General features: G+C 69.2%; 27 protein-coding genes and 1 tRNA gene. 11 read left to right on the forward strand and 17 right to left on the reverse strand.

The annotated features are described in order from the left end of the window. Window positions 1-48: 48 nt before the first annotated feature. The gene (locus tag AB0F43_RS17430; RefSeq protein ID WP_360477052.1) at window positions 49-1,254 is read left to right on the forward strand and encodes an MFS transporter; all 1,206 of its coding nucleotides are present in this window, start codon (window positions 49-51) and stop codon (window positions 1,252-1,254) included. Here AB0F43_RS17430 and AB0F43_RS17435 read toward each other — a convergent pair. Further along, window positions 1,223-1,639 (reverse strand): helix-turn-helix domain-containing protein, encoded by a 417-nt coding sequence (locus AB0F43_RS17435; protein WP_360477054.1) that lies wholly within the window; start codon window positions 1,637-1,639, stop codon window positions 1,223-1,225. The genes AB0F43_RS17430 and AB0F43_RS17435 overlap by 32 nt on opposite strands. Before the next feature lie 66 nt (window positions 1,640-1,705). On the opposite strand from AB0F43_RS17435, the gene AB0F43_RS17440 reads away from it, so the two are divergent. From AB0F43_RS17440 to AB0F43_RS17450, 3 genes are all read left to right on the forward strand, one after another. Further along, window positions 1,706-3,082, forward strand: coding sequence for an MFS transporter (locus AB0F43_RS17440; RefSeq protein WP_360477057.1), 1,377 nt, complete (start codon window positions 1,706-1,708; stop codon window positions 3,080-3,082). A gap of 281 nt (window positions 3,083-3,363) precedes the next feature. Next, the gene (locus tag AB0F43_RS17445; protein ID WP_360477060.1) at window positions 3,364-3,570 is read left to right on the forward strand and encodes a hypothetical protein; all 207 of its coding nucleotides are present in this window, start codon (window positions 3,364-3,366) and stop codon (window positions 3,568-3,570) included. Continuing rightward, window positions 3,567-3,881 carry a hypothetical protein gene (locus AB0F43_RS17450; RefSeq protein ID WP_360477063.1) on the forward strand — a complete coding sequence of 105 codons (315 nt, stop codon included), beginning with the start codon at window positions 3,567-3,569 and terminating at the stop codon, window positions 3,879-3,881. Before AB0F43_RS17445 ends, AB0F43_RS17450 begins: the two co-directional genes overlap by 4 nt. A 243-nt stretch (window positions 3,882-4,124) precedes the next feature. Here the strand turns inward: AB0F43_RS17450 and AB0F43_RS17455 are convergent, their stop codons facing one another. Both AB0F43_RS17455 and AB0F43_RS17460 read right to left on the reverse strand, forming a co-directional pair. Continuing rightward, window positions 4,125-4,877 carry a hypothetical protein gene (locus tag AB0F43_RS17455; RefSeq protein ID WP_360477066.1) on the reverse strand — a complete coding sequence of 251 codons (753 nt, stop codon included), beginning with the start codon at window positions 4,875-4,877 and terminating at the stop codon, window positions 4,125-4,127. Beyond that, window positions 4,870-4,998 carry a hypothetical protein gene (locus tag AB0F43_RS17460; protein WP_360477069.1) on the reverse strand — a complete coding sequence of 43 codons (129 nt, stop codon included), beginning with the start codon at window positions 4,996-4,998 and terminating at the stop codon, window positions 4,870-4,872. The genes AB0F43_RS17455 and AB0F43_RS17460 overlap by 8 nt, the downstream gene beginning before the upstream one ends. Window positions 4,999-5,367: 369 nt before the next feature. Here AB0F43_RS17460 and AB0F43_RS17465 point away from each other — a divergent pair, with 369 nt between their 5' ends. Then, on the forward strand, window positions 5,368-6,216 hold the full coding sequence (locus AB0F43_RS17465) for an aminoglycoside phosphotransferase family protein (protein WP_360477072.1): 849 nt from the start codon (window positions 5,368-5,370) through the stop codon (window positions 6,214-6,216). Between the two features lie 57 nt (window positions 6,217-6,273). Here AB0F43_RS17465 and AB0F43_RS17470 read toward each other — a convergent pair whose 3' ends face one another. Then, window positions 6,274-6,630, reverse strand: coding sequence for a nuclear transport factor 2 family protein (locus AB0F43_RS17470; protein ID WP_360477075.1), 357 nt, complete (start codon window positions 6,628-6,630; stop codon window positions 6,274-6,276). Between the two features lie 115 nt (window positions 6,631-6,745). Here AB0F43_RS17470 and AB0F43_RS17475 point away from each other — a divergent pair, with 115 nt between their 5' ends. Beyond that, a complete protein-coding gene (locus AB0F43_RS17475; RefSeq protein ID WP_360477078.1) occupies window positions 6,746-7,540 on the forward strand; it encodes a helix-turn-helix transcriptional regulator in 795 nt (264 codons plus the stop codon). Beyond that, window positions 7,537-8,043, forward strand: coding sequence for a DinB family protein (locus AB0F43_RS17480; RefSeq protein ID WP_360477081.1), 507 nt, complete (start codon window positions 7,537-7,539; stop codon window positions 8,041-8,043). The genes AB0F43_RS17475 and AB0F43_RS17480 overlap by 4 nt, the downstream gene beginning before the upstream one ends. A gap of 62 nt (window positions 8,044-8,105) precedes the next feature. On the opposite strand, the gene AB0F43_RS17485 is transcribed toward AB0F43_RS17480, so the two are convergent. Continuing rightward, a complete protein-coding gene (locus AB0F43_RS17485; RefSeq protein WP_360477084.1) occupies window positions 8,106-9,131 on the reverse strand; it encodes a hypothetical protein in 1,026 nt (341 codons plus the stop codon). Continuing rightward, the gene (locus AB0F43_RS17490; protein WP_360477086.1) at window positions 9,131-9,646 is read right to left on the reverse strand and encodes a SigE family RNA polymerase sigma factor; all 516 of its coding nucleotides are present in this window, start codon (window positions 9,644-9,646) and stop codon (window positions 9,131-9,133) included. Before AB0F43_RS17490 ends, AB0F43_RS17485 begins: the two co-directional genes overlap by 1 nt. 175 nt (window positions 9,647-9,821) lie before the next feature. On the opposite strand from AB0F43_RS17490, the gene AB0F43_RS17495 reads away from it, so the two are divergent. Continuing rightward, window positions 9,822-11,021, forward strand: coding sequence for a hypothetical protein (locus tag AB0F43_RS17495; RefSeq protein WP_360477089.1), 1,200 nt, complete (start codon window positions 9,822-9,824; stop codon window positions 11,019-11,021). Here AB0F43_RS17495 and AB0F43_RS17500 read toward each other — a convergent pair. The 3 genes from AB0F43_RS17500 to AB0F43_RS17510 form a co-directional block, all read right to left on the reverse strand. Then, the gene (locus AB0F43_RS17500) at window positions 10,995-12,356 is read right to left on the reverse strand and encodes a GGDEF domain-containing protein (protein WP_360477091.1); all 1,362 of its coding nucleotides are present in this window, start codon (window positions 12,354-12,356) and stop codon (window positions 10,995-10,997) included. The two genes, AB0F43_RS17495 and AB0F43_RS17500, sit on opposite strands and share 27 nt — an antisense overlap. Window positions 12,357-12,511: 155 nt before the next feature. Beyond that, window positions 12,512-14,047 (reverse strand): helicase HerA-like domain-containing protein, encoded by a 1,536-nt coding sequence (locus tag AB0F43_RS17505; RefSeq protein WP_360477094.1) that lies wholly within the window; start codon window positions 14,045-14,047, stop codon window positions 12,512-12,514. 111 nt (window positions 14,048-14,158) lie between these two features. Then, window positions 14,159-14,863, reverse strand: a complete 705-nt coding sequence (locus tag AB0F43_RS17510) for a L,D-transpeptidase family protein (RefSeq protein WP_360477096.1) — start codon at window positions 14,861-14,863, stop codon at window positions 14,159-14,161. Between the two features lie 158 nt (window positions 14,864-15,021). On the opposite strand from AB0F43_RS17510, the gene AB0F43_RS17515 reads away from it, so the two are divergent. Further along, window positions 15,022-15,315 carry a type II toxin-antitoxin system VapB family antitoxin gene (locus tag AB0F43_RS17515; RefSeq protein ID WP_360477099.1) on the forward strand — a complete coding sequence of 98 codons (294 nt, stop codon included), beginning with the start codon at window positions 15,022-15,024 and terminating at the stop codon, window positions 15,313-15,315. Between the two features lie 27 nt (window positions 15,316-15,342). Beyond that, the gene (locus tag AB0F43_RS17520; RefSeq protein WP_360477102.1) at window positions 15,343-15,906 is read left to right on the forward strand and encodes a LytR C-terminal domain-containing protein; all 564 of its coding nucleotides are present in this window, start codon (window positions 15,343-15,345) and stop codon (window positions 15,904-15,906) included. 71 nt (window positions 15,907-15,977) lie between these two features. Here AB0F43_RS17520 and AB0F43_RS17525 read toward each other — a convergent pair whose 3' ends face one another. The 5 genes from AB0F43_RS17525 to AB0F43_RS17545 all read right to left on the reverse strand — a co-directional run bounded on the left by AB0F43_RS17525 (window position 15,978) and on the right by AB0F43_RS17545 (window position 19,037). Beyond that, window positions 15,978-17,489: a potassium/proton antiporter gene (locus AB0F43_RS17525; protein ID WP_360477105.1), complete on the reverse strand. Its 1,512-nt coding sequence runs from the start codon at window positions 17,487-17,489 to the stop codon at window positions 15,978-15,980. Window positions 17,490-17,684: 195 nt separating this feature from the next. After that, a tRNA-Ser gene (locus AB0F43_RS17530) sits at window positions 17,685-17,775 on the reverse strand. 13 nt (window positions 17,776-17,788) lie between these two features. Continuing rightward, the gene (locus AB0F43_RS17535; protein ID WP_360477108.1) at window positions 17,789-18,217 is read right to left on the reverse strand and encodes a nucleoside deaminase; all 429 of its coding nucleotides are present in this window, start codon (window positions 18,215-18,217) and stop codon (window positions 17,789-17,791) included. A 31-nt stretch (window positions 18,218-18,248) separates the two neighbouring features. Continuing rightward, window positions 18,249-18,746, reverse strand: a complete 498-nt coding sequence (locus AB0F43_RS17540; RefSeq protein ID WP_360477110.1) for a tRNA adenosine deaminase-associated protein — start codon at window positions 18,744-18,746, stop codon at window positions 18,249-18,251. A gap of 120 nt (window positions 18,747-18,866) precedes the next feature. Then, on the reverse strand, window positions 18,867-19,037 hold the full coding sequence (locus AB0F43_RS17545) for a hypothetical protein (RefSeq protein WP_360477113.1): 171 nt from the start codon (window positions 19,035-19,037) through the stop codon (window positions 18,867-18,869). A gap of 106 nt (window positions 19,038-19,143) precedes the next feature. Here AB0F43_RS17545 and upp point away from each other — a divergent pair, with 106 nt between their 5' ends. Continuing rightward, window positions 19,144-19,785, forward strand: a complete 642-nt coding sequence (gene upp / locus AB0F43_RS17550) for a uracil phosphoribosyltransferase (protein WP_360477116.1) — start codon at window positions 19,144-19,146, stop codon at window positions 19,783-19,785. Here upp and AB0F43_RS17555 read toward each other — a convergent pair. The 3 genes from AB0F43_RS17555 to AB0F43_RS17565 all read right to left on the reverse strand — a co-directional run bounded on the left by AB0F43_RS17555 (window position 19,708) and on the right by AB0F43_RS17565 (window position 22,822). Then, window positions 19,708-20,769: a hypothetical protein gene (locus AB0F43_RS17555; RefSeq protein ID WP_360477119.1), complete on the reverse strand. Its 1,062-nt coding sequence runs from the start codon at window positions 20,767-20,769 to the stop codon at window positions 19,708-19,710. The two genes, upp and AB0F43_RS17555, sit on opposite strands and share 78 nt — an antisense overlap. A 79-nt stretch (window positions 20,770-20,848) precedes the next feature. After that, window positions 20,849-21,763, reverse strand: coding sequence for a 1,4-dihydroxy-2-naphthoyl-CoA synthase (locus tag AB0F43_RS17560; RefSeq protein WP_360477122.1), 915 nt, complete (start codon window positions 21,761-21,763; stop codon window positions 20,849-20,851). Between the two features lie 45 nt (window positions 21,764-21,808). After that, window positions 21,809-22,822, reverse strand: a complete 1,014-nt coding sequence (locus tag AB0F43_RS17565; protein WP_360477125.1) for a LacI family DNA-binding transcriptional regulator — start codon at window positions 22,820-22,822, stop codon at window positions 21,809-21,811. Window positions 22,823-22,867: the final 45 nt, after the last annotated feature.

Consider the following 22,867-nt stretch of genomic DNA (forward strand, 5'->3'; position numbering starts at 1 on the left):
CAGAACACTGTTGCCAACATCTATCTCGACAAGATACGTTGCCGAGCCGTGAGCGCCCTTCGGAATCGCGACTTCCGCCGCCTGTGGATCAGCGGCGGGATCTCCGGGATCGGCTCGTGGCTGCTGGTCGTCGCGATCCCCTTCCACGTGTTCGACCTGACCGGATCCACCATGGCGACCGGGCTCGCCCTCGCTCTCGAGGCACTTCCGGCGCTGCTCGTCGGGCCGTGGGCCGGGGTCCTGCTCGACCGCTGCGACCTGACCCGGGCGATGTGGATCGCCGACCTCGTCAGCGCGGCCGCGGTCGCGCTGATCCTGTTCGCCGACGCGGACCGGATCTGGCCGATCTACCTGGCCATCCTGGTCGAGAGCACCGCCACCACGGTCTTCCGGCCGGCAGCCCGCGCCCTCCTGCCCGCAGTCGTCGGCACCGGCGACGAACTTGCCGCGGGCAACGCTCTGAACGCCTTCACCGGCAGTGCGATCCGGCTGGCCGCACCACCGCTCGGTGCGTTGCTGCTGGCTGGGCCCGGGATCGAGTTCGTTCTCGCTGTCGACATCGTCAGCTACTTGTTGTCAGCGGCAATCATCACCACAGTTCACACCCGTCGGCACGCGACCACCGAGCGATTCGACAACCCACTGGCCGGCTTCCGGTACGTCGCCGGTCATCGAGCGCTGCGTGGACTCCTGCTCGGCCAAACGGTCTTCCTCACCGCGAACGCGGGCCTGACCGCTCTGCCCGTCCCCTTCACCGTCGACCGCCTGCACGCACCCGGCTACGTCCTCGGCTACCTGATCTCCGGGCTCGGCGCCGGCTACCTGCTCGGTGCCGCCCTGAGCACGAAAGCCCTGACCTGGTTGGGGATCCGCGACCTTCTCGTCGTCACTCAGCTTGCCAGCGCCGCTGCCTACTTCGCCCTCGTCAATGCTCCCGGCGTCCCCTGGGCGATCGCCGCCGCTGCCCTCATCGGCCTCCCCGGCAGCATCCTGCTGATCACCGCCGGGACTGCCATCCAGCGCACCGCCCCGCCGGGCCTGCTCGGCCGCATCGGCGCCCTCTTCTTCGCCGCCGACTCCCTCGCCCTACTCGTCGGCTCTCTTGCGGCCCCCGCGTTGACGCTGCTCCTCGCCCTACCTCTGACTCTCAACGTTCTCGCGGCGTTCGCCGTCCTCGCGGCTCCGCTCACGCTGGTCGCCGTACCGGGTCATCCGGCGCACTTCACGAGGACAGCACTTCAGCGTCGTACCTAGCGCGGGCGGAGGCGATCTCGGACTGGTGCGACTCGGTCCAGGTGACGAGCGACTGGATCGTGGCGTGCAAGGTGACGCCGAGCGGGGTGAGCTCGTAGTCGACCCGCGGCGGTACGACGGGATGCACCGTGCGGCTGACCAAACCGTCACGCTCGAGCTGGCGCAGCGTCACCGTGAGCATCCGCTGGCTGATCCCGTCGATCGTCTTCTTCACCTCGGTGAACCGCATCGACCGGTTGTCCAGCAGCGCGATCACCAGCAGGGACCACTTGTCGCCGATCCGGTCCAGGATCTGCCGGACGTCACAGTCCTCCCGGGTGTCCCACTGGAACGCGTCCTCGGTGCAGCAGGAGTGACTCGGTTCCTTTGAAGTGCCTTCTTCCACAACTCCCGATGGTTCCTGATGATGGGGTCAGTTACAAGAGGTAACCATGAATCAAGGGAGTCTTTCGTGTCATCTACCGTCACCCAGGACCGGCTGACCGGCCGGTCCTGGGCCGTTGTGTTCGTGCTCTGCGGCGCGATCTTCCTGGAAGGCATCGACGTCTCGATGATGGGCGTTGCGCTGCCGTCCATCCGGGCCGAGCTCGGCCTGGCCACCGGCGAACTGCAGTGGATCGTCAGCGCCTACGCGCTCAGCTACGGCGGCTTCGTGCTGCTCGGCGGCCGGGCCGCGGACCTGCTCGGCCGGCGCCGGATGTTCGTCGGCTGGCTGGTGGTGTTCCTGCTGTTCAGCGGCCTCGGCGGGTTCGCCACCGAGGGCTGGGTGCTGATCCTGGCCCGCTTCGTCACCGGCGTCGCCGCCGCGTTCATGACCCCGGCCGGCCTGTCCATCATCACCACGACCTACCCGGACGGGCCGCAGCGCACCAAGGCCCTGCTCGTGTACGCCGGTACGGCCGCCGGCGGCTTCTCGTTGGGTATGGTCACCGGCGGACTGCTCACCGCGATCGACTGGCGATGGGTCTTCTTCGCGCCGGTGATCGTCTCGGCGGCGATCCTGGCCGGGGCGATCACGTTGATCCCACGGGACGTGCCGAACGCCCAGCCCCGGCAGGGATTCGACGTCACCGGGGCACTCACTCTGACCGGTGCCATGTTGCTGCTGGTGGCAACCGTCGTCCGAGCGCCGGACGTGTCATCGGGGCAGACGCTGGCGACCTGTATCGGCGGACTGGTCCTGCTGACTGCCTTCGTGATGATCGAGAAGCGGGTGTCCGCGCCGTTGGTCCGGCTGGGACTGTTGCGGAACACGGCCCTGATCCGGGCCAACGTCGGCGCGATCCTGCTGGTCGGGTCGTTCGTCGGGTTCCAGTTCGTCGCGGTGCTGTACCTGCAGGAACTGCGGCACTGGTCCGAGTTGGAGACCGGGCTGGCGTTGATGGTGATCGGCATCGACTCGGTGCTGGCACCGACCCTGACGCCGTGGCTGGTGAATCGCTTCGGCAACGGGCGAGTCGTCTTCGGCGGGTTCGTCCTCGCCGCTCTCGCCTATGCCGCCTTCCTGCCGCTGGGGTCGAGCTTCGCGGCGATGCTGCCCGCCTTCCTCCTGCTCGGGCTCGCGTTCGCACTCGCCTACGGGCCATTGACGATCGCGGCGACCGAGCGGGTCGCGGAGAACGAGCAGGGACTGGCGAGCGGCGTACTGACGACGTCGTTCCAGTTCGGGTCGGCGCTCGGCTTGGCCGTTGTGGCCGCGGTGCTGACCGCCGCGGACGACCTCACTGTCGATGGCTTCCGCAACGGACTGGTGGTGCCACTGGCGGCCGCGGTGCTGGGAGTACTGGTGGCTCTACCGGGGAGTAAGCGAGTGGCTGCAAACGGTTAGCAGGACGTCATATATTTCGGTCTCGGTCGAAAAAGCGGGGGGCTGCCGAATCGTTATTGGCAAATTCCTGCAAACATTCTTGACAGGACATTTCCACCGGTCCAGACCGGTCCGGCGCGACGGCCCTGACCAGCGGGTTCGTAGGGTTTCCCTACTCTGCGTTAGGTGTCTGTAAAGGTCCCTTCGGAACTGTTCCGGAGGGACCTGCGGGTGCTGTGTTCTTTTCTCAGCACCGGACAAAGCCGTCCGGGAGCCGACCGAGACTGCCGAAAGGTTCGCTGATGACCGAGACGCTCGAAACCCCCACCTCGCACCGCCGGGTGCGAGTCTGGTTCGGCGCTCACCCGATCGCGGACCACATCGCCACAGCGGACCAGGCAGCGCAGTACGAGGAAGCCATGCGGCGGCGGTTCGCCTCCCTCCGGGTGACGAGCGAGCCGGTGCTGGTGGACAGCCTGGGGGACAGCATGGCGGGGCCGGGACGATGACCACCCGGCCGACCGTGCTCGGGTACGTCCGGGCCGACGCGCTGAGCTGCGCGGAGGAGCTGGCCGCGGCGACGGATTCCCTCGCCGCCTTCGCCAGCGCCGAGGGATTCACCCTCGGCACCGTGTACACCGAGCGCGACGCGGCCGAGTCCGCGGCCTTCCACGCGCTGCTCGAGGAGGTGAAGCGGACCGAGGTCCGCGCCGTCGTCGTCCCGACGATGAACCACCTCGGCTCGGTCGGCACCCCGGCGGCGTTGCGGCAGCACCTCGAGTTCCACCAGGCGAACGTCTGGGCGGTCGACACGAGATAACTCCACACAGGCAAGCGGAGCTGACGTCTTGACCCCTGCATCGGCGTCGGTTCCGCTCTCCACCTCCACAGCTGCACCGGGAATGCCCGGGCGGTAGTGGACTACCAAGGCCCCACCGGCTGCTACCGGTGGGGCCTTGTCGTTGTCGACGCGGAGCCCCAGGCCATCACAATCGGCACAAGGCGCCGCCCGGCACGCTCACGCGCCGACGCGGGCCGCGATTGTGATGGCCTGGCGGTTCGCTCAGGCGACGATCTTGTAGCCGTAGCGCTTCATCACCGCGGCGACGGCGGCGTTGAAGACGCCGGTGACCTCGAGCTTGAAGTGCAGCTGCACCTTGCGGATCACCCGCTGGAAGTGCAGGTGCCACGGCACACCTTTCGGCGGCACCGTCTCCGCCTTCGTGATCGCGCCGACCTTCGGGTGCGCCGCCCAGGCGATCAGCCGGGCCCGGTCCGCACCCCACGCCCCGGTCATCACGTCGTGGGTCCGCGCGTGCTCCATCGCGCCGAGCGAGATGGTCGAGTCCGGCACCGGCTGCGCCGGCGGGTGCGCCTTGAGGTACAGCTCCCACGTCATCCCGTAGTAGCCGGGCGGGCCGTCGTCCTTGCCCCGGTTGGCCAGCCCGTTGCGTTTGCGGCGGTACTCGGCCACCTGGTGCGCCGCGCCCCGGGACAGATCCTTGTCCCCGATCGCGATCGCGTGCACGTGGTACGGCCAGTCGCCCTGGGCCGGCGTACGCAACCAGGCCGCGAACCCGACCTGCCGCATCGCCTTCACCACCGCCCGGCGCTGCGCCGGGCTCTTCGAGGCGACATCGATGTCAACCGCGCCGCCGCCGTCATGGGTGCCGGCCGATGCGGCGACTCCGCCGGCGTTGTACGACCCCTGCAGGATCGCGAACTTCGACCTGTAGAGCTTCTCCGCGGCCTCGATCATCGCCACGGTCCGCTTGTTCAGCTTCGTGCCCCGCCAGACGATCCTTGCCTCAGGCATCTGATTCACCCGCGGCCAGCAGCGCTGCCGTGACGATCAGCTCCGCGTCCTCCGCGGCGCCGAGCGCCTCCAGCTCATCCAGGTCGTCGTCGGTCAACTCGTCGTCGAACAGTTCCGACATGCCCAGTCCTTCCCCCGGTCCCGTTCCGCGGCCTCCCCCGGCGCGCGGAATCGCCGTACAGCGTAAGCGGGTCCTGGGGTCGCGAGCCGGGCGGCGAAGGTTTGAGGAACGTCAAGATCGCGCGGGAATCCGCGTGGCAGTAGGTGTGATCCCCGGTGAGTGGGGTACCAGTAGGGAGTCCCGCGGTTCGGTCAGTGCCATTCGGGCATGGGTGGTGTTCACCGAGCCGCGAGTTCTCCCACTGAGGGGCGGGAGAACGACCGGCCCCGGCGGGCGTATCCCAGGGTGCGCCCGCCGAGCTCGGACCTCTCCCGGCACACAGCTCAAATGAAGGAGCGTCGCCGACCTCCCCCCGGCTAGTTTTGCCGGGTGATCGAGCTTCCTGAGGGATTCCGGGCTATGCCGCGGTGGTGGCGCGCAGGTGCCGAGTGGCTGGATGCGTTGCCGGCGGCGGTGGAGCGGCAGTGTGCAGCGTGGGGACTCTCAGTGACCGGGGACGTCGCTTACGGGTCGAACGCGATCGTCGTGCCCGTGGGGACGGATCGTGTCCTGCGGATGACGCCGCCGGGGCCCGAGGTCGCCGAGCAGGTGCGGGCGCTGCGGTGGTGGGACGGGCGAGGCATGGTGTTGTTGTACGACGCCGACCTCGACGCCGGCGCGATGTTGCTGGAGCGGTTGTCGACGCCGTTGACGACCAGGCCGGTCGCCGAGGCGGTCGCCGTACTGGGCCAACTGATGCGGCGACTCGCGGTGCCGCCGCCGGAGGATGCACGGTCCACCGCAGCGATCGTGGCGGAGCGGTCGGCAGAGTTGGAGCGTCAGTGGGAGCGGCTCCGACGGCCGTTTGACGTCGGCATCCTGCGGGAGGCACTCGCGGTCGCACCCAAGCTCGCGCACACCACCTCGAACCTTGCGGTCAACGGCGACCTGCACTCCGACCAGGTCCTCGCGGGACGGCGCGAGGAGTGGCTGACCGTCGATCCGGTGCTGCTGCGCGGCGACATCGCGTACGACTTGGGCCGGGTGCTGTGGACTCGCCTCGACGAGATGACCGACATCGTCCCGCACTTCGACCTCGCCGTACGCGAAGCCGGTCTGGACCGGGACCGCGCCCGTGACTGGGTCCTGTTCCGCACCGTCGACTACTGGCTCTGGGGCCTTTCCGTCGGCCTCACCGAGGATCCCGTCCGCTGTGCCCGCCTCGTGTCAGCAGTGTGACTGCGGGCACCCCGCGTCCGCCGTCAGGCGATCCTTCGCTCATTCCCAGGTACTACGTCAGTGGGCGGGGGCGAAGTCGTGGAAGCCGATGACCTGCTGAATCCGGCCGTCGGGGGTGAGCAGGACGATGTCGGTCCCGCCGGCCACCGGTTCCTGGCCTTCGGCCTTCAGGTGCCAGGTCCAGCGGACGTAGCTGTGGTGCTCGTCGATGTCGCCGATGCGGACGAAGGCGAGGCCCGGGAACATCTGCTGGGCGGCGCCGACGAGCTTGTTCAGGTCGTCGTGCCCGGTGACCTCGAAGCTCGGGTCGACGAAGGTCGCGTCCTCGGCCCAGCTGCCCTCGATGAGCACGGCCCGGCGGTCGGCGTCGGCTTCGTTCCACATCGCGAAGTACTGGTCTGCCAGAGCGGTCATGGTGTCCTCCTGAGCCGGTTCGTTCTGCTGACCAGAACCCTGCCGCCACCTGCCGGGTCCGGTCGATGACGTCGGAGGTAATGGCGGCGACCACCCGAACGGTTACGGTCGGGCCATGGCAGCGACGATCGAGGAGACGTTCCAGCGCCCGGTGGGTGAACTTCTGCGCGGCTGGCGGGAGCGCCGCCGGCTGAGTCAGCTCGAGCTGGCGAACCGGGTCGAGGTGTCCACCCGGCACGTGAGTTTCGTCGAGACCGGGCGGTCGAAGCCGAGCCGCGAGATGGTCCTCCGGCTGGCCGAGCATCTCGACGTACCGCTGCGGGATCGCAACCAGCTGCTGCTGGCCGGCGGCTACGCGCCGATCTACAGCGAGGCGTCGCTGCACTCGCCGTCGATGCTCGCGATCCGGACGACGCTCCGCCGGTTGCTGACGGCTCATGAGCCGTACCCGGCGCTGGTGGTCGACCGCTGGTGGAACATCGTCGAGTCCAACGCCGGCATCCAGATCTTCACCGCGGACGTGGACGAAAAGTTGCTCAAGGCACCGGTCAACGCGCTCCGGCTCACCTTGCACCCGGACGGCCTGGCCCGGCGGCTCGGCAACCTGGCCGAGGTCCGCGCCGCCGCGCTGGCCAGTCTGCACCGCCAGGTCGCCGGCACGGCCGATCCCGAGCTGCAGGACCTGTACGACGAACTCCGCGAGTACGCCGCCGGCGACAAGACGGTCCACCCCGGCCCGACGGAAGTCGTCGTACCGATGAATCTTCGCTATCAGGGACACGAGCTGTCGCTGCTGACCACGATCGCGACCTTCGGCACGCCCCTGGACGTGACCGTGTCGGAGCTGATGATCGAATCGTTCTATCCGGCCGACGAGACGACCGCCGAATTCCTGCGAGGACTCCGATGACGCAGCCGCCCCCGAAGACCGAGGCCGACACGATCGAACTGCATCTCGGCTTCCTGGACTTCTACCGAGGCGTGATCGAGACCAAGCTGACCGGGCTGACCGAGGCCGAGCTGACCTCGAGCCGGTTGCCGTCAGGCTGGTCGCCGCTGGAGCTGCTGAAGCACCTGGTGTTCATGGAGCGGCGGTGGTTGCGCTGGGGGTTCGCCGCCGAGCAGGTGGACGAGCCGTGGGGCGACTCCGGTGGCGATCCGGGCGGGCGCTGGTCGGTCGGGCCCGACGAGACCTTGGCCGGCCTGATCGCGCGGTTGCGCGAGGGTGGCGAGATCACCCGGCGTCTGGTGACCGGAGTGGATCCCGCCACCCGTGCCGCGACCGGCGGCCGGTTCGGCGAGGAACCGCCGACGGTGAACTGGATTCTGTTTCACGTGTTGCAGGAGTACGCGCGTCACGCCGGCCATCTGGACGTGGTCCGCGAACTCGCGGATGGGGTCACCGGCGAGTAGGGACTCGCATTCGCCTACTCGCCGGTGACCAGGTCGTTTCGCCAGAAGCGACCTCGGATGCCCTACCGGTTTGAGGAGGGGTGACCGGTGGGGAAGGTGGTCGGGAAGCTCGGCGTCTCCGTGGGGAAGGTCGGCTTCGTGGTGGGGATCGACGGCTTCGTGGTCGGGAAGCTCGGCTGCTTGCCCGGGTCGACGGTGACCTCGGCACTACCGGAGACCGTCACCGTCGGAACGGCCGGCTGCGGCGCGGACGGCTTGGTCGTCGGCAGCGACGGCTTACCCGGCAGCGTCGGCTTCGGCGCCGGCGCGGACGGCTTCTCCGTCGGTACGCCGTGCACGCAGTCGGGCAGCGTCGGCGTCGGGACCGGCTTGCCCGGGAGCGTGGGCTTGGCCGTCGGGAGCGACGGCTTCTCACTCGGGACCGGCACCGACGGCAGGGTCGGCTTGGCGGTCGGCAGTGATGGCGCGGCCGGCAGCGTGGGCTTGGTCGTCGGCAGCGTGGGCTTGGTCGTCGGCAGCGTCGGCTTGTCCGTCGGGAAGCTCGGCGTGGCCGTCGGGATCGTCGGCTTGCCGGTCGGGAAGGTCGGCTTCGGCGGCAGAGACGGCGTACCGGTCGGGAACGACGGCTTGCCGGTCGGCGTCGGCAGGGTCGGCATGGTCGTCGGCACCGTCGGCACCGACGGCTTCGACGGCAGCGAAGGCTTGCCGCTCGGCACCGTCGGCTTGGCCGGCAGGGTCGGCTGCTGGTTCGGGTCGATCGTCTTGTGCACCGACACCGTGACCGTCGGCAGCGTCGGCTTGGCCGGCAGGCAGGTCGGGTCGACGGCCGGCGTCGGGGTGTCCGACGGAATCTCCACCGGCACCGGCGGCTTGCCGTCACCGGCCAGCAGGTTCTTCGCGGCGGACGGTCCGCCGACCGCGGCGGACACCGTCGCAACGGTTCCCGCCAAGGCGGTCACGCCCGCCGCGGCCAGTCCTCGGCGGAGCCAGCTCAGCCGCTTGCCGCGGCGCATCAGGTCGGCCGCGTTCGGCTGCCAGGGCTCCAGGTCGTACTCGAGTGCGCTGCGTACCCGCTGCTCGTCACTCATCAGTGTCCTCCAACTCCTGTGTCGATCAGGTCGGGTGCCAGACGCAGCTTGGCCAGCGCGCGGGAGGCCGTGCTCTTCACGGTCCCGGCCGCCATGCCCAGCAGCTCGGCAGTCTCGGCCTCGGAGAGATCCTGCGAGTAGCGCAGCGCGACCACGGCTCTCTCCCGCACGGTCAGACCGGCGAGGGCCGAGAGCACGGCCTCCCTGGTCTGGACCTCGCCGGCGAAGTCCGCCACCGCTCGCTGGTCCCAGTCGTTGCTCACCGGGTCGCTGGGAACCTCGTTGTTCCAGCGTCGCCGGCTCTGGGAGAGGAACCGGTTGACCAGGACCCGGCGTACGTAGCGCATCGGGTCGCCGTCCAGCCGGTGCCATTTCGGATAGGACCGCATCAACGCCTGCTGCACCAGATCCTCGGCGGTGTGCCGATCGCCGCACAACATCTCCGCGAAGCGGAGCAAGGGGGTCGACTGCGCCAACACGAAGCGCTCGAAATCGGCGTCCGCGGTCCGAGTCATCGATTCTCCTCTGCCTCTGTCACACCGGTCCAAACCCGCTGGGTGATCGATCAGGTTCTGTCCGTACACCAACTCCTTCGAAGGAATTTATTGCCGGGCTATACAGAAGGCCGGTTGATTTGTCACATTGGGTGAACCACGCAGCACACCTTCACCGCCCCGGAGGTAACCGCCCATGCGTATCACCCGAAGTGTCGGGCGCGCCGCCTGTCTGGCCGCGACGCTCGCGATCTTCACCGCCACCTTGCAAAGCAACGCCGTACCGACCGATCCGGTCTCCGTCACCGCCCAGCCCGTCGCGGGATCCAGCAACGTGAAGGTCGAGGGCAGCCGGATCATTCTCGGCAACGCTCCGGCCGCGGTCGGCTCGAGCGAGGTCGAGCAGCGCTCCGGCCTGGCCGAGCTCACCCCGGTCCGGTTCGGCGCCGCCACCTCGGCCGTCATCGCCGGCTACACGGTCGGTACGCCGGACGGGTCGTCGGCGGAGGTCGACGTACGGGCCTGGGTGAAGGACAAGTGGACCGAGTGGACTCCGGCAAAGTCCGGTACGCCGACCGCGTTACCCGGTGCCAGCGACCAGGTGCAGTTGCGGATCATCGTCAGCGCCCCTCCGACCGGCGGCAGCCCGTGGGTCGGCGACGTGACGGTCCAGCCGACCGACAAGGTCGACCCGAGCCGGATGAGTCTTCAGGCCGCGCCGCTGAAATCCCGCGTCTTCGCCACCCGCGAAGGCCTGGTCGGAGGTACGACGGCCAACGGCCACGTCATCGTGAATCGCGACCACTTCGTCGCGCTGCCGTCCCGCCGGGGACTGTCCGGCAACGGCTCCGGCACCTACTCGGTCAAGGTGTGCACCGCCTCGCGCTGCGCCTTCGAGCCGGTGTGGGACGTCGGCCCGTGGAACACCAAGGACGACTACTGGAATCCGAGCGCGACCCGGGAGATGTGGAAGGACCTGCCGCGAGGCAAGCCCGAGGCCCAGGCGGCGTACCAGGACGGCTACAACGGCGGTAAGGACCAGTTCGGCCGGACCGTCGCCAACCCGGCCGGGATCGACCTCGCGGACGGGACGTTCTGGGACGGCCTCGCCCTCACGAACAACGCGTGGGTCGACGTCACCTACCTGTGGACCGGCGACGGCGGTCGCGGCACGGTGTCGATCTCGTCCGGTTACCTCAACGTGCGGAACGCGGCCAGTTCCTCCGGCGCGATCGTCGGCATGGCGGGCAAGTCCGCGCAGGTGACCGTCGAGTGCCAGACGACGGGTCAGAGCGTGACCGGGTCGCAGGGCACCAGCAACATCTGGCTCCGCGTGCACCCCGGCATGTACGTCGCCAAGGCGTGGATCTCAGCCGGGACGTTCGCCGCCTGCTGACACCCGGGCCTCATCAGCTTGGGTGTCCGGGAGGCTGACCTGCACGATCGGCTGCGGAAGGAGGCGCGGCACGGGTACGACGTCCGCGGCCAGCCGCACGCGATTGCGGCCGGCGGCCTTGGCGGCGTACATGGCCCGATCGGCCCGCAGCAGGAGGTCGTCGACGGTGATGCCGTCGGACGGGTAGACCGCGACACCGATGGAGACGGTGAGGTGGAAGGTGTCCGGATCGAGGTCCGGGTCGTCCAGGACGCCCGCGCACATCGCCGCGAGCGGGCTGGCGGCGACCGCGTTGCGGAGCCGGTCCGCGGTCACGGTCGCGTCGTCGAGCCCGGTGTCCGGCAGGGCGATGACGAACTCCTCGCCGCCGAACCGCCCGATCACGTCCTTCGCCCGGATCGCGCTGCGCAGGATGGTCGCGACCGCACGCAGCGCCTCGTCGCCGACAAGGTGCCCGTGCCGGTCGTTGACCTGCTTGAAGTGGTCGATGTCGATCAGCAGGACCGCCATCGGCTCGCTCTGGTTCCGCGCGGCTCGCAGCATCTCCTCGGTCCGGCGGCGCCACCAGTCGACCCGGGTCAGGCTCGTCTTCGGGTCGGTCTGCACCTCGGACTCCAACTGCGTCAGCAGCAACGCCCGCTGCGCGGTCAGCGTGATCGGGATCGCCACCAACGCGAACCACGGGCTCACCAGACAGGACGCCGCCAGCAGGCAGCCGAGGGTCGCGGCCGTCGCGTCGGTGCACAGGTCGTCCAGCCCGCCGAAGGCCTCACGCCAGCTGCTGCCGGGGAGGATCAATGAGATCGCCAGCCCGCACAGCACCGTGTCCGTCGCGACGTACGCCATCGCCGCCGCGACCATCGACACCACGAGCCCGAGCCCGTCGACCCCGGTCAGCCCGCTGACCGCGACGAAGGCCGCGTGTGCGGCGCCGACCGCGAGGACGTGCACCGCGGTCGAGAACGCCCAGCGATACGGGATGCACCTGCCGGCCCGGATCCGCCACCAGATCCGCAGCAGTACGGCGACCAGGATCGCCAGCGCGGGGTGCAGGACGACGGCGGCCGCGATCATCCAGGTCGGCGCGAGGTCCTTGTGCAACGCGCCGCCGCGGCGGCGCCGGTTCTCGACCCGGCGGGCGCCTTCGACCGAGATCAGCGCGGAGATCGTCAGTGCGAAGACCACGTCCAGACCACGCCAGCTCGGCACGTCGACGAAGGCCTGGACGCCGTACCCGATCGCGGCCAGGTCGACGAGCACGACAACAGCGAACGCCGGGACCGTCAAGGTCCACAGCGCCCAATGCCGTACCGCTCGCCTACTCTGCGCAACCATCACGTAACACCGTACGACGAGTGAGCGTCTCGTCCCAATCCGCGACGGCGTGCTGTCGATGACGATGTGGAAACGATGGTCACTGGTTGAGAATTCAGTCGTTTGATCAAGAATCAAACGCTGGATTCCCTTGCCGGACAGGTAAACGCGAACGATCAGCGGCGGCGGCGGGCGGCGCCGAAGAGGCCGCGGACGATCTCGCGGCCGGCCGAGCGGGCGAACTGCTTGAAGGCCGACGAGCCGATGACCTGCTCGACCATCGACTTGTCCTGCTTCCGCGGCCGCGGCTTCGGCTCCGGTGCCTGCCTGGCTTGCTCCTCGGCCTCGGCCGCCTCGGCACCCGCCTGCACCTTGGCGGCAAGCTTCTCGTACGCCGACTCGCGGTCGATCACCTCGGTGTACTTCGCGTTGTTCGGCGACGCCTGCACCGACGCGGTCAGCTGCTCGGCGGTGGCCGGCGCCATCAGCGACTGCGGTGCCCGCAGCCGCGTCCAGGCGACCGGAGTCGGCGCACCCTTCTCGTTCATCACCGTGACGATCGCCTCGCCGATACCGAGCTGGGTCAGCACCTCCTCCAGGTCGTACGACGAGCTCGGGAACGTCGAGACCGTCGCCCGCAGCGCCTTCGCGTCGTTCGGCGTGTGCGCCCGCAGCTGGTGCTGCACCCGCGAACCGAGCTGCGCGAGCACCTCGTCCGGCACGTCCTTCGGGGTCTGGGTGACGAAGAAGACGCCGACACCCTTCGACCGGATCAGCCGGACGGTCTGCGCGATCGAGTCCCGGAACGCCTTCGACGCGTCGTCGAACAGCAGGTGCGCCTCGTCGAAGAAGAACACCAGCTTCGGCTTGTCCACATCGCCGACCTCGGGCAGGTCGTGGAACAGGTCGGCCAGCAGCCACATCAGGAAGGTGGAGAACAGCGCGGGCCGGTCCTGCAGGTTCGGCAGCTCGAGCAGCGAGATGACGCCCTTGCCGTCGCGCTGCTGCATCAGGTCCGCGGTGTCGAACTCGGGCTCGCCGAAGAACGCGTCGGCGCCCTGGTCGGCGAACCCGATCAGCGAGCGCAGGATCACCCCGGCGGTCGCCGCGGACAGCCCGCCGAGCTCCTTCAGGTCCGCCTTGCCCTCGTCGCTGGTCAGGTGCGTGATGACCGCGCGCAGGTCCTTCAGGTCGAGCAGTGTCAGACCCTGCTTGTCGGCGTAGTGGAAGATCAGGCCGAGCGAGGACTCCTGTACGTCGTTGAGCCCGAGCACCTTGGACAGCAGCACCGGGCCGAACGACGTGATCGTGGCGCGGACGGGGATGCCGGTGCCCTGGCCGCCGAGCGCGTAGAACTCGGTCGGAAAGCCGGTCGCGGTCCACTCCTGGCCGATCGTCTTGGTCCGGGCCAGCAGCTTCTCGCTCTCCTGTCCCGGCTGGGAGATCCCAGACAGATCGCCCTTGATGTCCGCGGCGAACACCGAGACACCGGCGGCGGACAGCTGCTCGGCCATCAGCTGCAGCGTCTTCGTCTTACCGGTGCCGGTCGCCCCGGCGACCAGGCCGTGCCGGTTCACCATCGACAGCGGGATCCGGACCGGCGCCTCCGGTTTCGGCTCGTCGCCGGCCAGCAGCGCGCCGAGCTCGATCGCCGCCCCCTCGAACGCGTACCCCTGCTTGACGGTCTCCACAACGTCGGCTGTCTCGGCCATCTCAGCGCGCCTTCCCAGTTGACGGGCGGCGCCCCTGCGCCCCCGCTGGGCATGCTAGTGCCCCGGGGTGGGGAAGCGAGAGTCATCCACACCCCGGGGCAGGAAGCAGGCTCAGCGCATCACGACGACGCGGACCGAACTGGCCGCGAACGACCAGATGCTCGCCGACATCGACGCCGACACCCGGATGCAGCCGTGCGAGGCGCGGTAGTTCGTCCCCAGCAGCCAGTCGGCGTGGATCTGCCGGCCGTTCGACTTGTACGTCGGGATCTGGTGGAAGCCGATCCCACACGGGGCGAACCGGACGAAGTTGTTCAGGTACAGCGACCCGCCGTCGGTGTTCCGCCGGATCCGCGCCGAGCGGCCGCACTTCGCGCCCGTGGTGTAGGTCCCGGCCCGCAGGTAGCGCGGATTGTCGATGATCCCGCCCTGGCGGACGATCTTGCCGCGGGCATCGATCAGCCAGACCCAGTTCTGCGACTGGCTGATCACGATCCTCCGGCCGCTCCCGGACCGGGCCGGCACCGGCCGGATGTCACACCGTTTCGCCGTACTCGCCATCAGCCGGGAATACGTCGTACCGCTCAGCGAACCGTTCTGCGTGAGCCGGTTGGCCGACTGGAAGCGGACCGTCGCGGCCTGGGTCATCGAGCCGATCCTGCCGTCCACCGGGCCGGCGGCGCAGCCGAGCCTGTTCAGCCGGGTCTGGGCGGCCTTCGCCTGGGTCACGGTCAGCGCGTCGGCCGGCAGCGCCGTACCAGCGGCGACGAGCGTGATCGTGGCGGCCGCGAGGCCGAGTTTGGAAAGAATTCGCATCCGGTTTTACCCCCTCAGTCGTGAGAGCGCCGAGGCCCCCACCGCTCTCTGTCCCGTGTGACGCTGATCGTCCCCAAAAGGTTGAGGCCCCTCTCCGGACTATTCCGGTGACATTCGCGACCTCTCACTAGACCTTTGACCCCGCTAGACTTTGCGGCGTGATCTTCAAGCGCGTCGGGGAGGAACGGCCGTACCCGGACCACGGGCTCAAGCCGAAGGACTGGTCGGCGCTGCCGCCACGGCAGGTGCGGCTGGACGAGCTCGTCACGACCAAGGGCACCCTCGACCTGAACGCGCTGCTCGACGAGGACTCCACCTTCTACGGCGACCTGTTCGCGCACGTGGTCGAGTGGAAGGGCGAACTGTTCCTCGAGGACGGCCTGCACCGCGCCCTCCGGGCCGCGCTGCAGCAGCGTTCCGTTCTGCACGCCAGGGTTCTGGTCGTGGACTGACCATGTCCGCTCCCGGGGGTTGAGCTGATGACCGCGATCCATCCGCAGCCGAGGCCGCACTCGCGGATCCACTGGCGTACGCCGATCACGATGGTGGTACTGCTGGGGATCCTGGTCGGCGGCGCGTGGTGGGGCTGGAACTCACTGATCGACAGCAGCGCCGAGCCGACCTGCGTCGAGCAGAAGCTGCCGAACAACCGCCTGGTGCCCAAGCAGGTGGTGGTGAACGTCTACAACGGCGGCGCCAAGGCGGGGACGGCGGCCGCTGTCGCCGAGGTGCTGACCAAGCGCGGCTTCCACGTCGCGAAGATCGCGAACGAGCCGAAGGGCGACAAGATCGACGTCGTCTCGGTCCGCGGCGCGGCTGAGAACTCGCCCGAGCTGCTCCTGGTCGCCGGCCAGCTCCGGCAGAAGGCACTGATCGAGGGCGACGGCCGGACCGACCACACCGTCGACCTGGTCGTCGGCCGTGGCTACACCGCCCTCAAGCCCAAGGGCCTGGCCTCGGTCACCGTCCCGCCGGACTCCACCGTCTGCCTCCCGGTCATCCACACCCCGCAGCCGATCCCGTCCGGCCAGAACCCGAACTGAGCGTCAGCGGCCGCGTTCTGAGGTCCACGGGCGGCTCGATTCCGCGGTCTGGTGCGGCTCGGTGCTGAGGTTCAGTGCGGCTCGCGGCCGCGTTCGCCGAACCAGCCGGCCAGGCGGCCGGCCCGGGAGACGGCACGCAGGCGGCGGACGGTCTGATCGCGGACCGGGCTGGGCGCGACCACCAGTAGCGAGTCTCCGGCGCGCAGGACCGTGCGCAGATCGGGGACGAAGGCGCGGTCGCCGCGAATGACCAAGGAGACCGAGACACCGGCCGGGAGGCGGAGTTCGCCGATCTCGACACCGGCCAGGCGGGACTCGCTGGGCACGTGCACCTGCAGCATGTCGGCCCCGAGCGACTCCAGCGGCGCCACATCGATGTCCACCTCGTACGCCGCGTTCTCGTCCAGCACGTTCAGCCGCCGGGCCAGCCACGGCAGCGAAGGCCCCTGAAGCAGGGTGAACAGCAGAACCAGGACGAACACCACGTCGAAAACCCGGTCGGCATGCGGGACGCCCGCGGCCAGTGGAATGGTCGCCAGCACGATCGGGACGGCACCGCGCAGCCCGGCCCAGGAGATGAACGCCTGCTCGTTCCACGGTAGTCGGAACGGCGCCGCCGATATCGCGACCGCCGCGAACCTGCCGACCACGGTCACCGCGATCCCGATCACCAGGGCGACCGCGACGTCGTTCCACCCGATCCGGCCGGGTGACGCGAGCAGCCCGAGCATCACGAACAGCCCGATCTGGGCCAGCCAGGCCATCCCGTCCACGAACGACCGGGTCGCCAACCGGTGCGGCAACTCCGCTCGCCCGAGGACCAGCGACGTCACGTACACCGCCGCGAACCCCGACACGTGCAGCAGCACCGCGCCACCGGCGTACGAGATGATCGCCAGCGACAGGATCGCCAGCGGGTACAGGCCGGCCGAGCCGAGGGCGACCCGGCGGATCAGGCGGACGCTGACCCAGCCGATGAGGAACCCGAACAGGGCGCCGACGACCAGCTCGTAGACCACCAGCGCGCTGAAGTACAGAATGCCCTTCTCGCCCACCTCGCCGGTGCTGACCAGGGTGACCAGCAAGACCGTCGGCGCGTCGTTCAGACCGGACTCGGCCTCCAGGGCACCCCGCAACCGCGGCCGGATCGGGACCCGGCGCAGTACGGAGAAGACCGCCGCCGCGTCCGTCGGCGACGTGACGGCCCCGATCAGTACGGCGGTCTGCCAGTCCAGCCCGAGGACGAAGTGCGCCACGCTGGCGACGACGCCGATGCTCACCGCGACGCCGAGAGTCGACAGTACGACGCCCAGCGGCATCACGGGGCGTACTTCGTTCCACCGGGTGGTCAGACCGCCCTCGGTCAGGATCACCACCAACGCCGCGAACCCGAGCGCATGGGCGAGCTGGGCGTCCTCGAAGTGGATCCCGCCCGGTCCCGACTCGCCGAGCAGCAACCCCATCAACAGGTAGATGAGCAGCGACGGAAGCCCGAGCCGCCCGGTCAGCCGGATCGCGATGATCGCGACCAGCAGCACCGCCGCCCCGGCCAGCAGAATCCGGTCCAGCTCCGCAACATCCACGTGGGGCCCTCTCCCGCATCAGGTCCCGAGAGACGAAAACCCTGACGCATCACACAGCATCAGGGTCTCCGGTCTTGCTCCGTCCCGGGGGACGGTTGGCGGTGGCGGAGGGAACCGTCGCCAGCTCCTCCCAAATCCCACAGCACTTGATATGCGTCGGATGGTCCCACACTTCGTGCGGAACCCTCCAACGCATGGCGGTGGCGGAGGGATTTGAACCCTCGGACGGGGGTTGCCCGTCACGCGCTTTCGAGGCGCGCTCCTTCGGCCGCTCGGACACGCCACCGCCGGTGACCTTATCAAGGTCTGTGCCCGATGAAGAAATCGCGCAGCCGCGCGCCGGCCTCGTCGGCCATCACCCCGCCGACCACCTCGGGCCGATGGTTCAGCCGGCGGTCCCGGACCACGTCCCAGAGCGACCCGACCGCCCCCGCCTTCTCGTCGTACGCCGCGAAGATCAGCCGGTCCAGCCGGGACAGCACGATCGCGCCCGCGCACATCGTGCAGGGCTCCAGCGTGACGACCAGCGTGCAGCCGGTCAGCCGCCACTCGCCGAGGTGCCGCGCCGCCTCCCGGATCGCCACCAACTCGGCGTGCGCGGTCGGGTCACCGGTCGTCTCGCGCTCGTTGTGACCGCGCCCGATCACTCCGCCGTCGGCGTCCACCACGATCGCCCCGATCGGTACGTCGGGCAGCGCCTTCTCGCCTTCCGCCAGCGCGAGCGCCATCAGCCGTGCCCACTCCCGCTGGACCGCCGGGCTAACCAAGAGCTTCGATCGCCTCGTGGAACTGGTTGCCGAATCCAAGCGTCTCGGCGATCTCCTCGAGCATCTCCTCCGGGTACAGGTCGACGTCGTCGCACAGCGCGCCCAGATCCATCGCGCTCATGCCCAGGTCGGCGATGATGCCGAGGTCGCCGGCCGGGACCTGCTCGTCGTCGTCATCGGCCAGCGGGATGTCGAGCTCGTCGACGACCTGCCGGGCCAGCGGCCACTCGGTCGCCGCGGTGACGTCGGAGATCAGCAACCGGGCCCGCCCGCCGACCATCCGGACCAGGATGAAGAAGTCCTCGTCGACCGAGATCATCCCCAGTACGCCGGCCTCACCCGGGTAGCGCCGCAGCGCGGACACGAGAGTGGACAGGTCGGGCTCACCACGCAACACCAGCGGTGTGACGGTCCAGACCCCGTCCTCGGTGTAAGCGGCGACCGCGAAGTCGAGATCAGTGGTCATCGGCCCAGCCGTGGCATCAGACACGGCCTCATCGTCGCAGACTCCAGGCGACCACGGGAGGTATTCGCGATCTCGACGCGGTATCAGATGCCTTGCCCACCCCACTCGCCCCCGGTCATGAGTAGTTGTCACGTCCGTAAACGCTCAGTGATGATACGTCGCTCGGCGCATCGCTTCCCGGAGCTGTCGGACCCGGGCGCGCCGCGGTGCGATCCGGTCGCGGAGGGCACGAGCCTCCTCCAGTTCGCGCAGGAACGCAGCGCGGCGGCGGAGGCGATCGCGCTGTTCGGGCGACTTGCCGGCGCTCTCGGTCATCGGCGTACTCCCTGTGGGGGCGAGCAGGGCAACATCCGGTGCACTTTCCAGTCTGACAGCGAGCTCGCTTCCCCGCCGCGAATCGCCGACGGTACCGTTCCGGCTTATGCAGATCCTCGTCGTGGACCACCCGCTCGTCGCCCACAAGCTCACCGCGCTGCGGGACGAGCGCACGGACTCGCCCACCTTCCGGCGGCTGACCGAGGAGCTCGTCACGCTGCTCGCCTACGAGGCGACCCGCGACGTCCGGACCGGGCCGGTCACCGTGCAGACCCCGGTCGCCGAGGCCGAGGGCGTGAAGCTGACCGCACCGAAGCCGCTCGTGGTGCCGATCCTGCGCGCGGGTCTCGGCATGCTCGAGGGGATGAGCCGGCTGCTGCCGACGGCCGAGGTCGGGTTCCTCGGCATGATCCGCAACGAGGAGACGCTGACCGCGTCGACGTACGCCGAACGGCTGCCGGAGGATCTGTCCGGGCGCCAGTGCTACGTGCTCGACCCGATGCTGGCGACCGGTGGCACGCTGGCCGCGGCGATCCAGTTCCTGGTCGACCGCGGCGCCGACCACATCACCGCGATCTGCCTGCTCGCCGCCCCCGAAGGCGTCGAGCGGATCGAGCGCGAACTGGCCGAGCTCGCCGTACCCTGCATCCTCGTCATCGCCGGCATGGACTCACACCTGAACGACAAGGGCTACATCGTCCCCGGCCTGGGCGACGCCGGCGACCGCTTGTACGGCGTCGCGCAATAGGGACGGGGGTTGGACGAGTTCGTCGCGGTAGAAGAAGCTGGCGCGGCGGTCTCCGGTGCCGCCTGACGCGAAGCCGAAGTACAGCCGCGCGGTCGCGTCGGTGGAGCCGTAGACGGCCATGCCCTCGGCCTCACGGTAGGTCAGGCTCCACCCCGCCAGCGTGCGGAACGAGTCGACGAGCCGGCCGGCGTTGATGTCGTAGCACCACAGCTTCGACGTCGCGTCGTCCTGATTCGGGCTGCCCGGATAGGGGTTGCCTTCCCAGAAGTAGACGTACGAGCCGTACAGCGCCCACCCCTGGAAGGCGACACCAGACGTCAACGCGGGCTGCTTGAACGACGCGAGCACAGTCGAGAAGTCTCCGGCCCGCGCCGCGGCGAGCGAATACACATTGATGTGCATCCCGTCCGACAACGCGTACCGCACCCCGAGCCGGCCGTACCGCTGGTCGACCGCGGGCGTGAACACACTGCCATTCGCAACCGGCTTCCACTTGGTCACCGAAGACGACGTCAGCGTCGCATCGGGCTGCCACGGGAACCGGGCGATCTGCCGCCCGCGCCCGTTGGCCGTGTCCACATCGGTCTCAGTCCAGAGGTACGTCGTACTGCCGACAGCTTCGGCGCCGATCGACACGGCGTGACCGAAGCCGTTCAGGTACATGTGGCCGAGTCGGGCACCGTCGTCGATGCGCAGTTGGGTCAGGGTGAGGTCGCCGTTGTTGCCGGGCCGACCCGCTCGCAACTGGCCGGCGAAGAGCCGGTTGTTCGGAGTGTCGAACGCAAACGACTGCATGACGGTCACGTCCTGCAGCGGCTTGCTGCGGAAGATCTCACCACCGGCTCCGCCCATGACGAAGCGCTTGGTGGCGGGGAGGCTGAGAGTACGGACAGGGCGGGCGGCGGCGGTGGACGTACCCACGGCTCCGGCGGCGAGCAGAGCGCCGGCTCCGGTGAGCAACCCACGGCGGGAAAAGTTGTCCATACCGTTCGACGGTAAGCGCCTTACCGCGAACTGTCAGTAGTTCGCACAAAACTTTCTGCGAACTACTCAGCGATCAGTGTTAGAACGCGTACGGGTACGGCGACCAGTCGGCCGGGCGCTTCTCGAGGAAGGAGTCGCGGCCCTCGGCGGCCTCGTCGGTGCCGTACGCCAGGCGGGTGGCCTCGCCGGCGAAGAGTTGCTGGCCGACCAGGCCGTCGTCGATCAGGTTGAAGGCGTACTTGAGCATCCGCTGCGCCGTCGGCGACTTGGCGCAGATCTTCTTGCCCCACTCCAGCGCCACCTGCTCGAGCTCGGCGTGCGGGACGACCTTGTTCACCATGCCCATCCGGTAGGCGTCCTCGGCGCTGTACTCGTCGCCGAGGAAGAAGATCTCCCGGGCGAACTTCTGCCCGACCTGCCGGGCCAGGTATGCCGATCCGAACCCGCCGTCGAACGACGCCACATCCGCGTCGGTCTGCTTGAACCGCGCGTGCTCCGCCGACGCCAGCGTCAGGTCCGCAACCACGTGCAGGCTGTGCCCACCACCGGCGGCCCAGCCCGGTACGACGCAGATGACCACCTTCGACATGAAGCGGATCAGCCGCTGCACCTCGAGGATGTGCAGCCGGCCCGCCTTCGCCGGGTCGATGGTCTCGGCCGTGGTCCCCTCGGCGTACTTGTAACCGTCCTTGCCCCGGATCCGCTGGTCACCGCCCGAGCAGAACGCCCAGCCGCCGTCCCGTGGCGACGGCCCGTTGCCGGTGAGCAGGACACAGCCGACATCGGTCGACATCCGCGCGTGGTCGAGCACCCGGTACAACTCGTCCACGGTGTGCGGCCGGAACGCGTTCCGCACCTCGGGCCGGTTGAACGCGATCCGCACCACCCCGGCGTCGACCGCCCGGTGGTAGGTGATGTCGGTCAGGTCGAAGCCGTCCACCTGCTTCCAGGCCGACGCGTCGAAGATCTCGGAGACGTGCGCGGTATCGGTCACGCCGCCGAGCATATTTCAGCGGCGCGCGGTGCTTTCCCGCAGGACTTACCGGCGTGCGGTACTTTCCCGCAGCACGACCTCGGCCTTGAACGTCTCGGTGGTCGTCTCGCCACCTTCGATCGCGAGCTCGAGCGCGCGCCGGCCCATCTGCTCCAGCGGCAGCCGGACCGTGGTCAGCCCCGGCCACACGTCCCGCAGTGTCGCGATGTCGTCGAACCCGGCCACTCCCAGCTGGCCCGGTACGTCGACCCCGCGGGCCCGCAGCGCGGACATCGCCCCGACCGCCATCACGTCGTTCACCGCGAACACACAGTCCAGGTCGGTCCTGCGGTCCAGCAGCACTTCGGCCGCGGCGTACCCACCGTCACGGGTGAACTCGCCGGCCTCGACCGCGACCGGCTGCAGCCCGGCCTCCGCCAGCCCGGCGATGAATCCGTCCCGCCGGTCTCGCGCCGTCGCCAGCGCGTCCGGTCCACCCAGTACGGCGAACTTCCGCCAGCCGAGGCCGGCCAGCGACCGGGCCAGCTCGGCCGCACCGGAACGGTTGTCCGGCTCGATGGTGTGCGCCGGCATCCCGGACTGACTGACCAGCGCCAGACCCGCGCCGGAGTTGAGGAACGTCTCGATCTCGGTCGCCGTCCGGGCCAGGCTCTCCGCGTCGGTCCGCCGGCTGCCGATCATCACCGCGGCCCGGGCCCGCTGGGCGCGCAGCGAGGAAAGATAGGCGATCTCACGCTCCGCGTCACGGAAGGTGCTCGCCATCATCACCAGCAGCCCACGCTCGTCGGCGGCCCGCATCACACCGTTCGCGATCGCGGCGAAGTACGGGTCCTCGATGTCGTGCACCAGGATGCCGACCACGTTGGTCGACGACTTGGCCAGCGCCTGCGCCTGCGCGTTCGGCGTGTACCCGAGCTCGTCCGCGGCGGCTTTGACCCGTTCCTGCAGCTCAGGACGGGGCACCCGGTCCCCGCCGTTGAGCACGCGGGACGCGGTCGCGACCGACACACCCGCGCGCTGTGCCACGTCCAGCAATGTCACCGGTGCTCGCAGATTCACTGGCCTACCCTTTCGTACTTTCCCCCCCGGGGTGGTTGCCGTCAC

It is taken from the genome of Kribbella sp. NPDC023972 (genome assembly GCF_040639075.1).
Taxonomy (GTDB): Bacteria; Actinomycetota; Actinomycetes; order Propionibacteriales; family Kribbellaceae; genus Kribbella.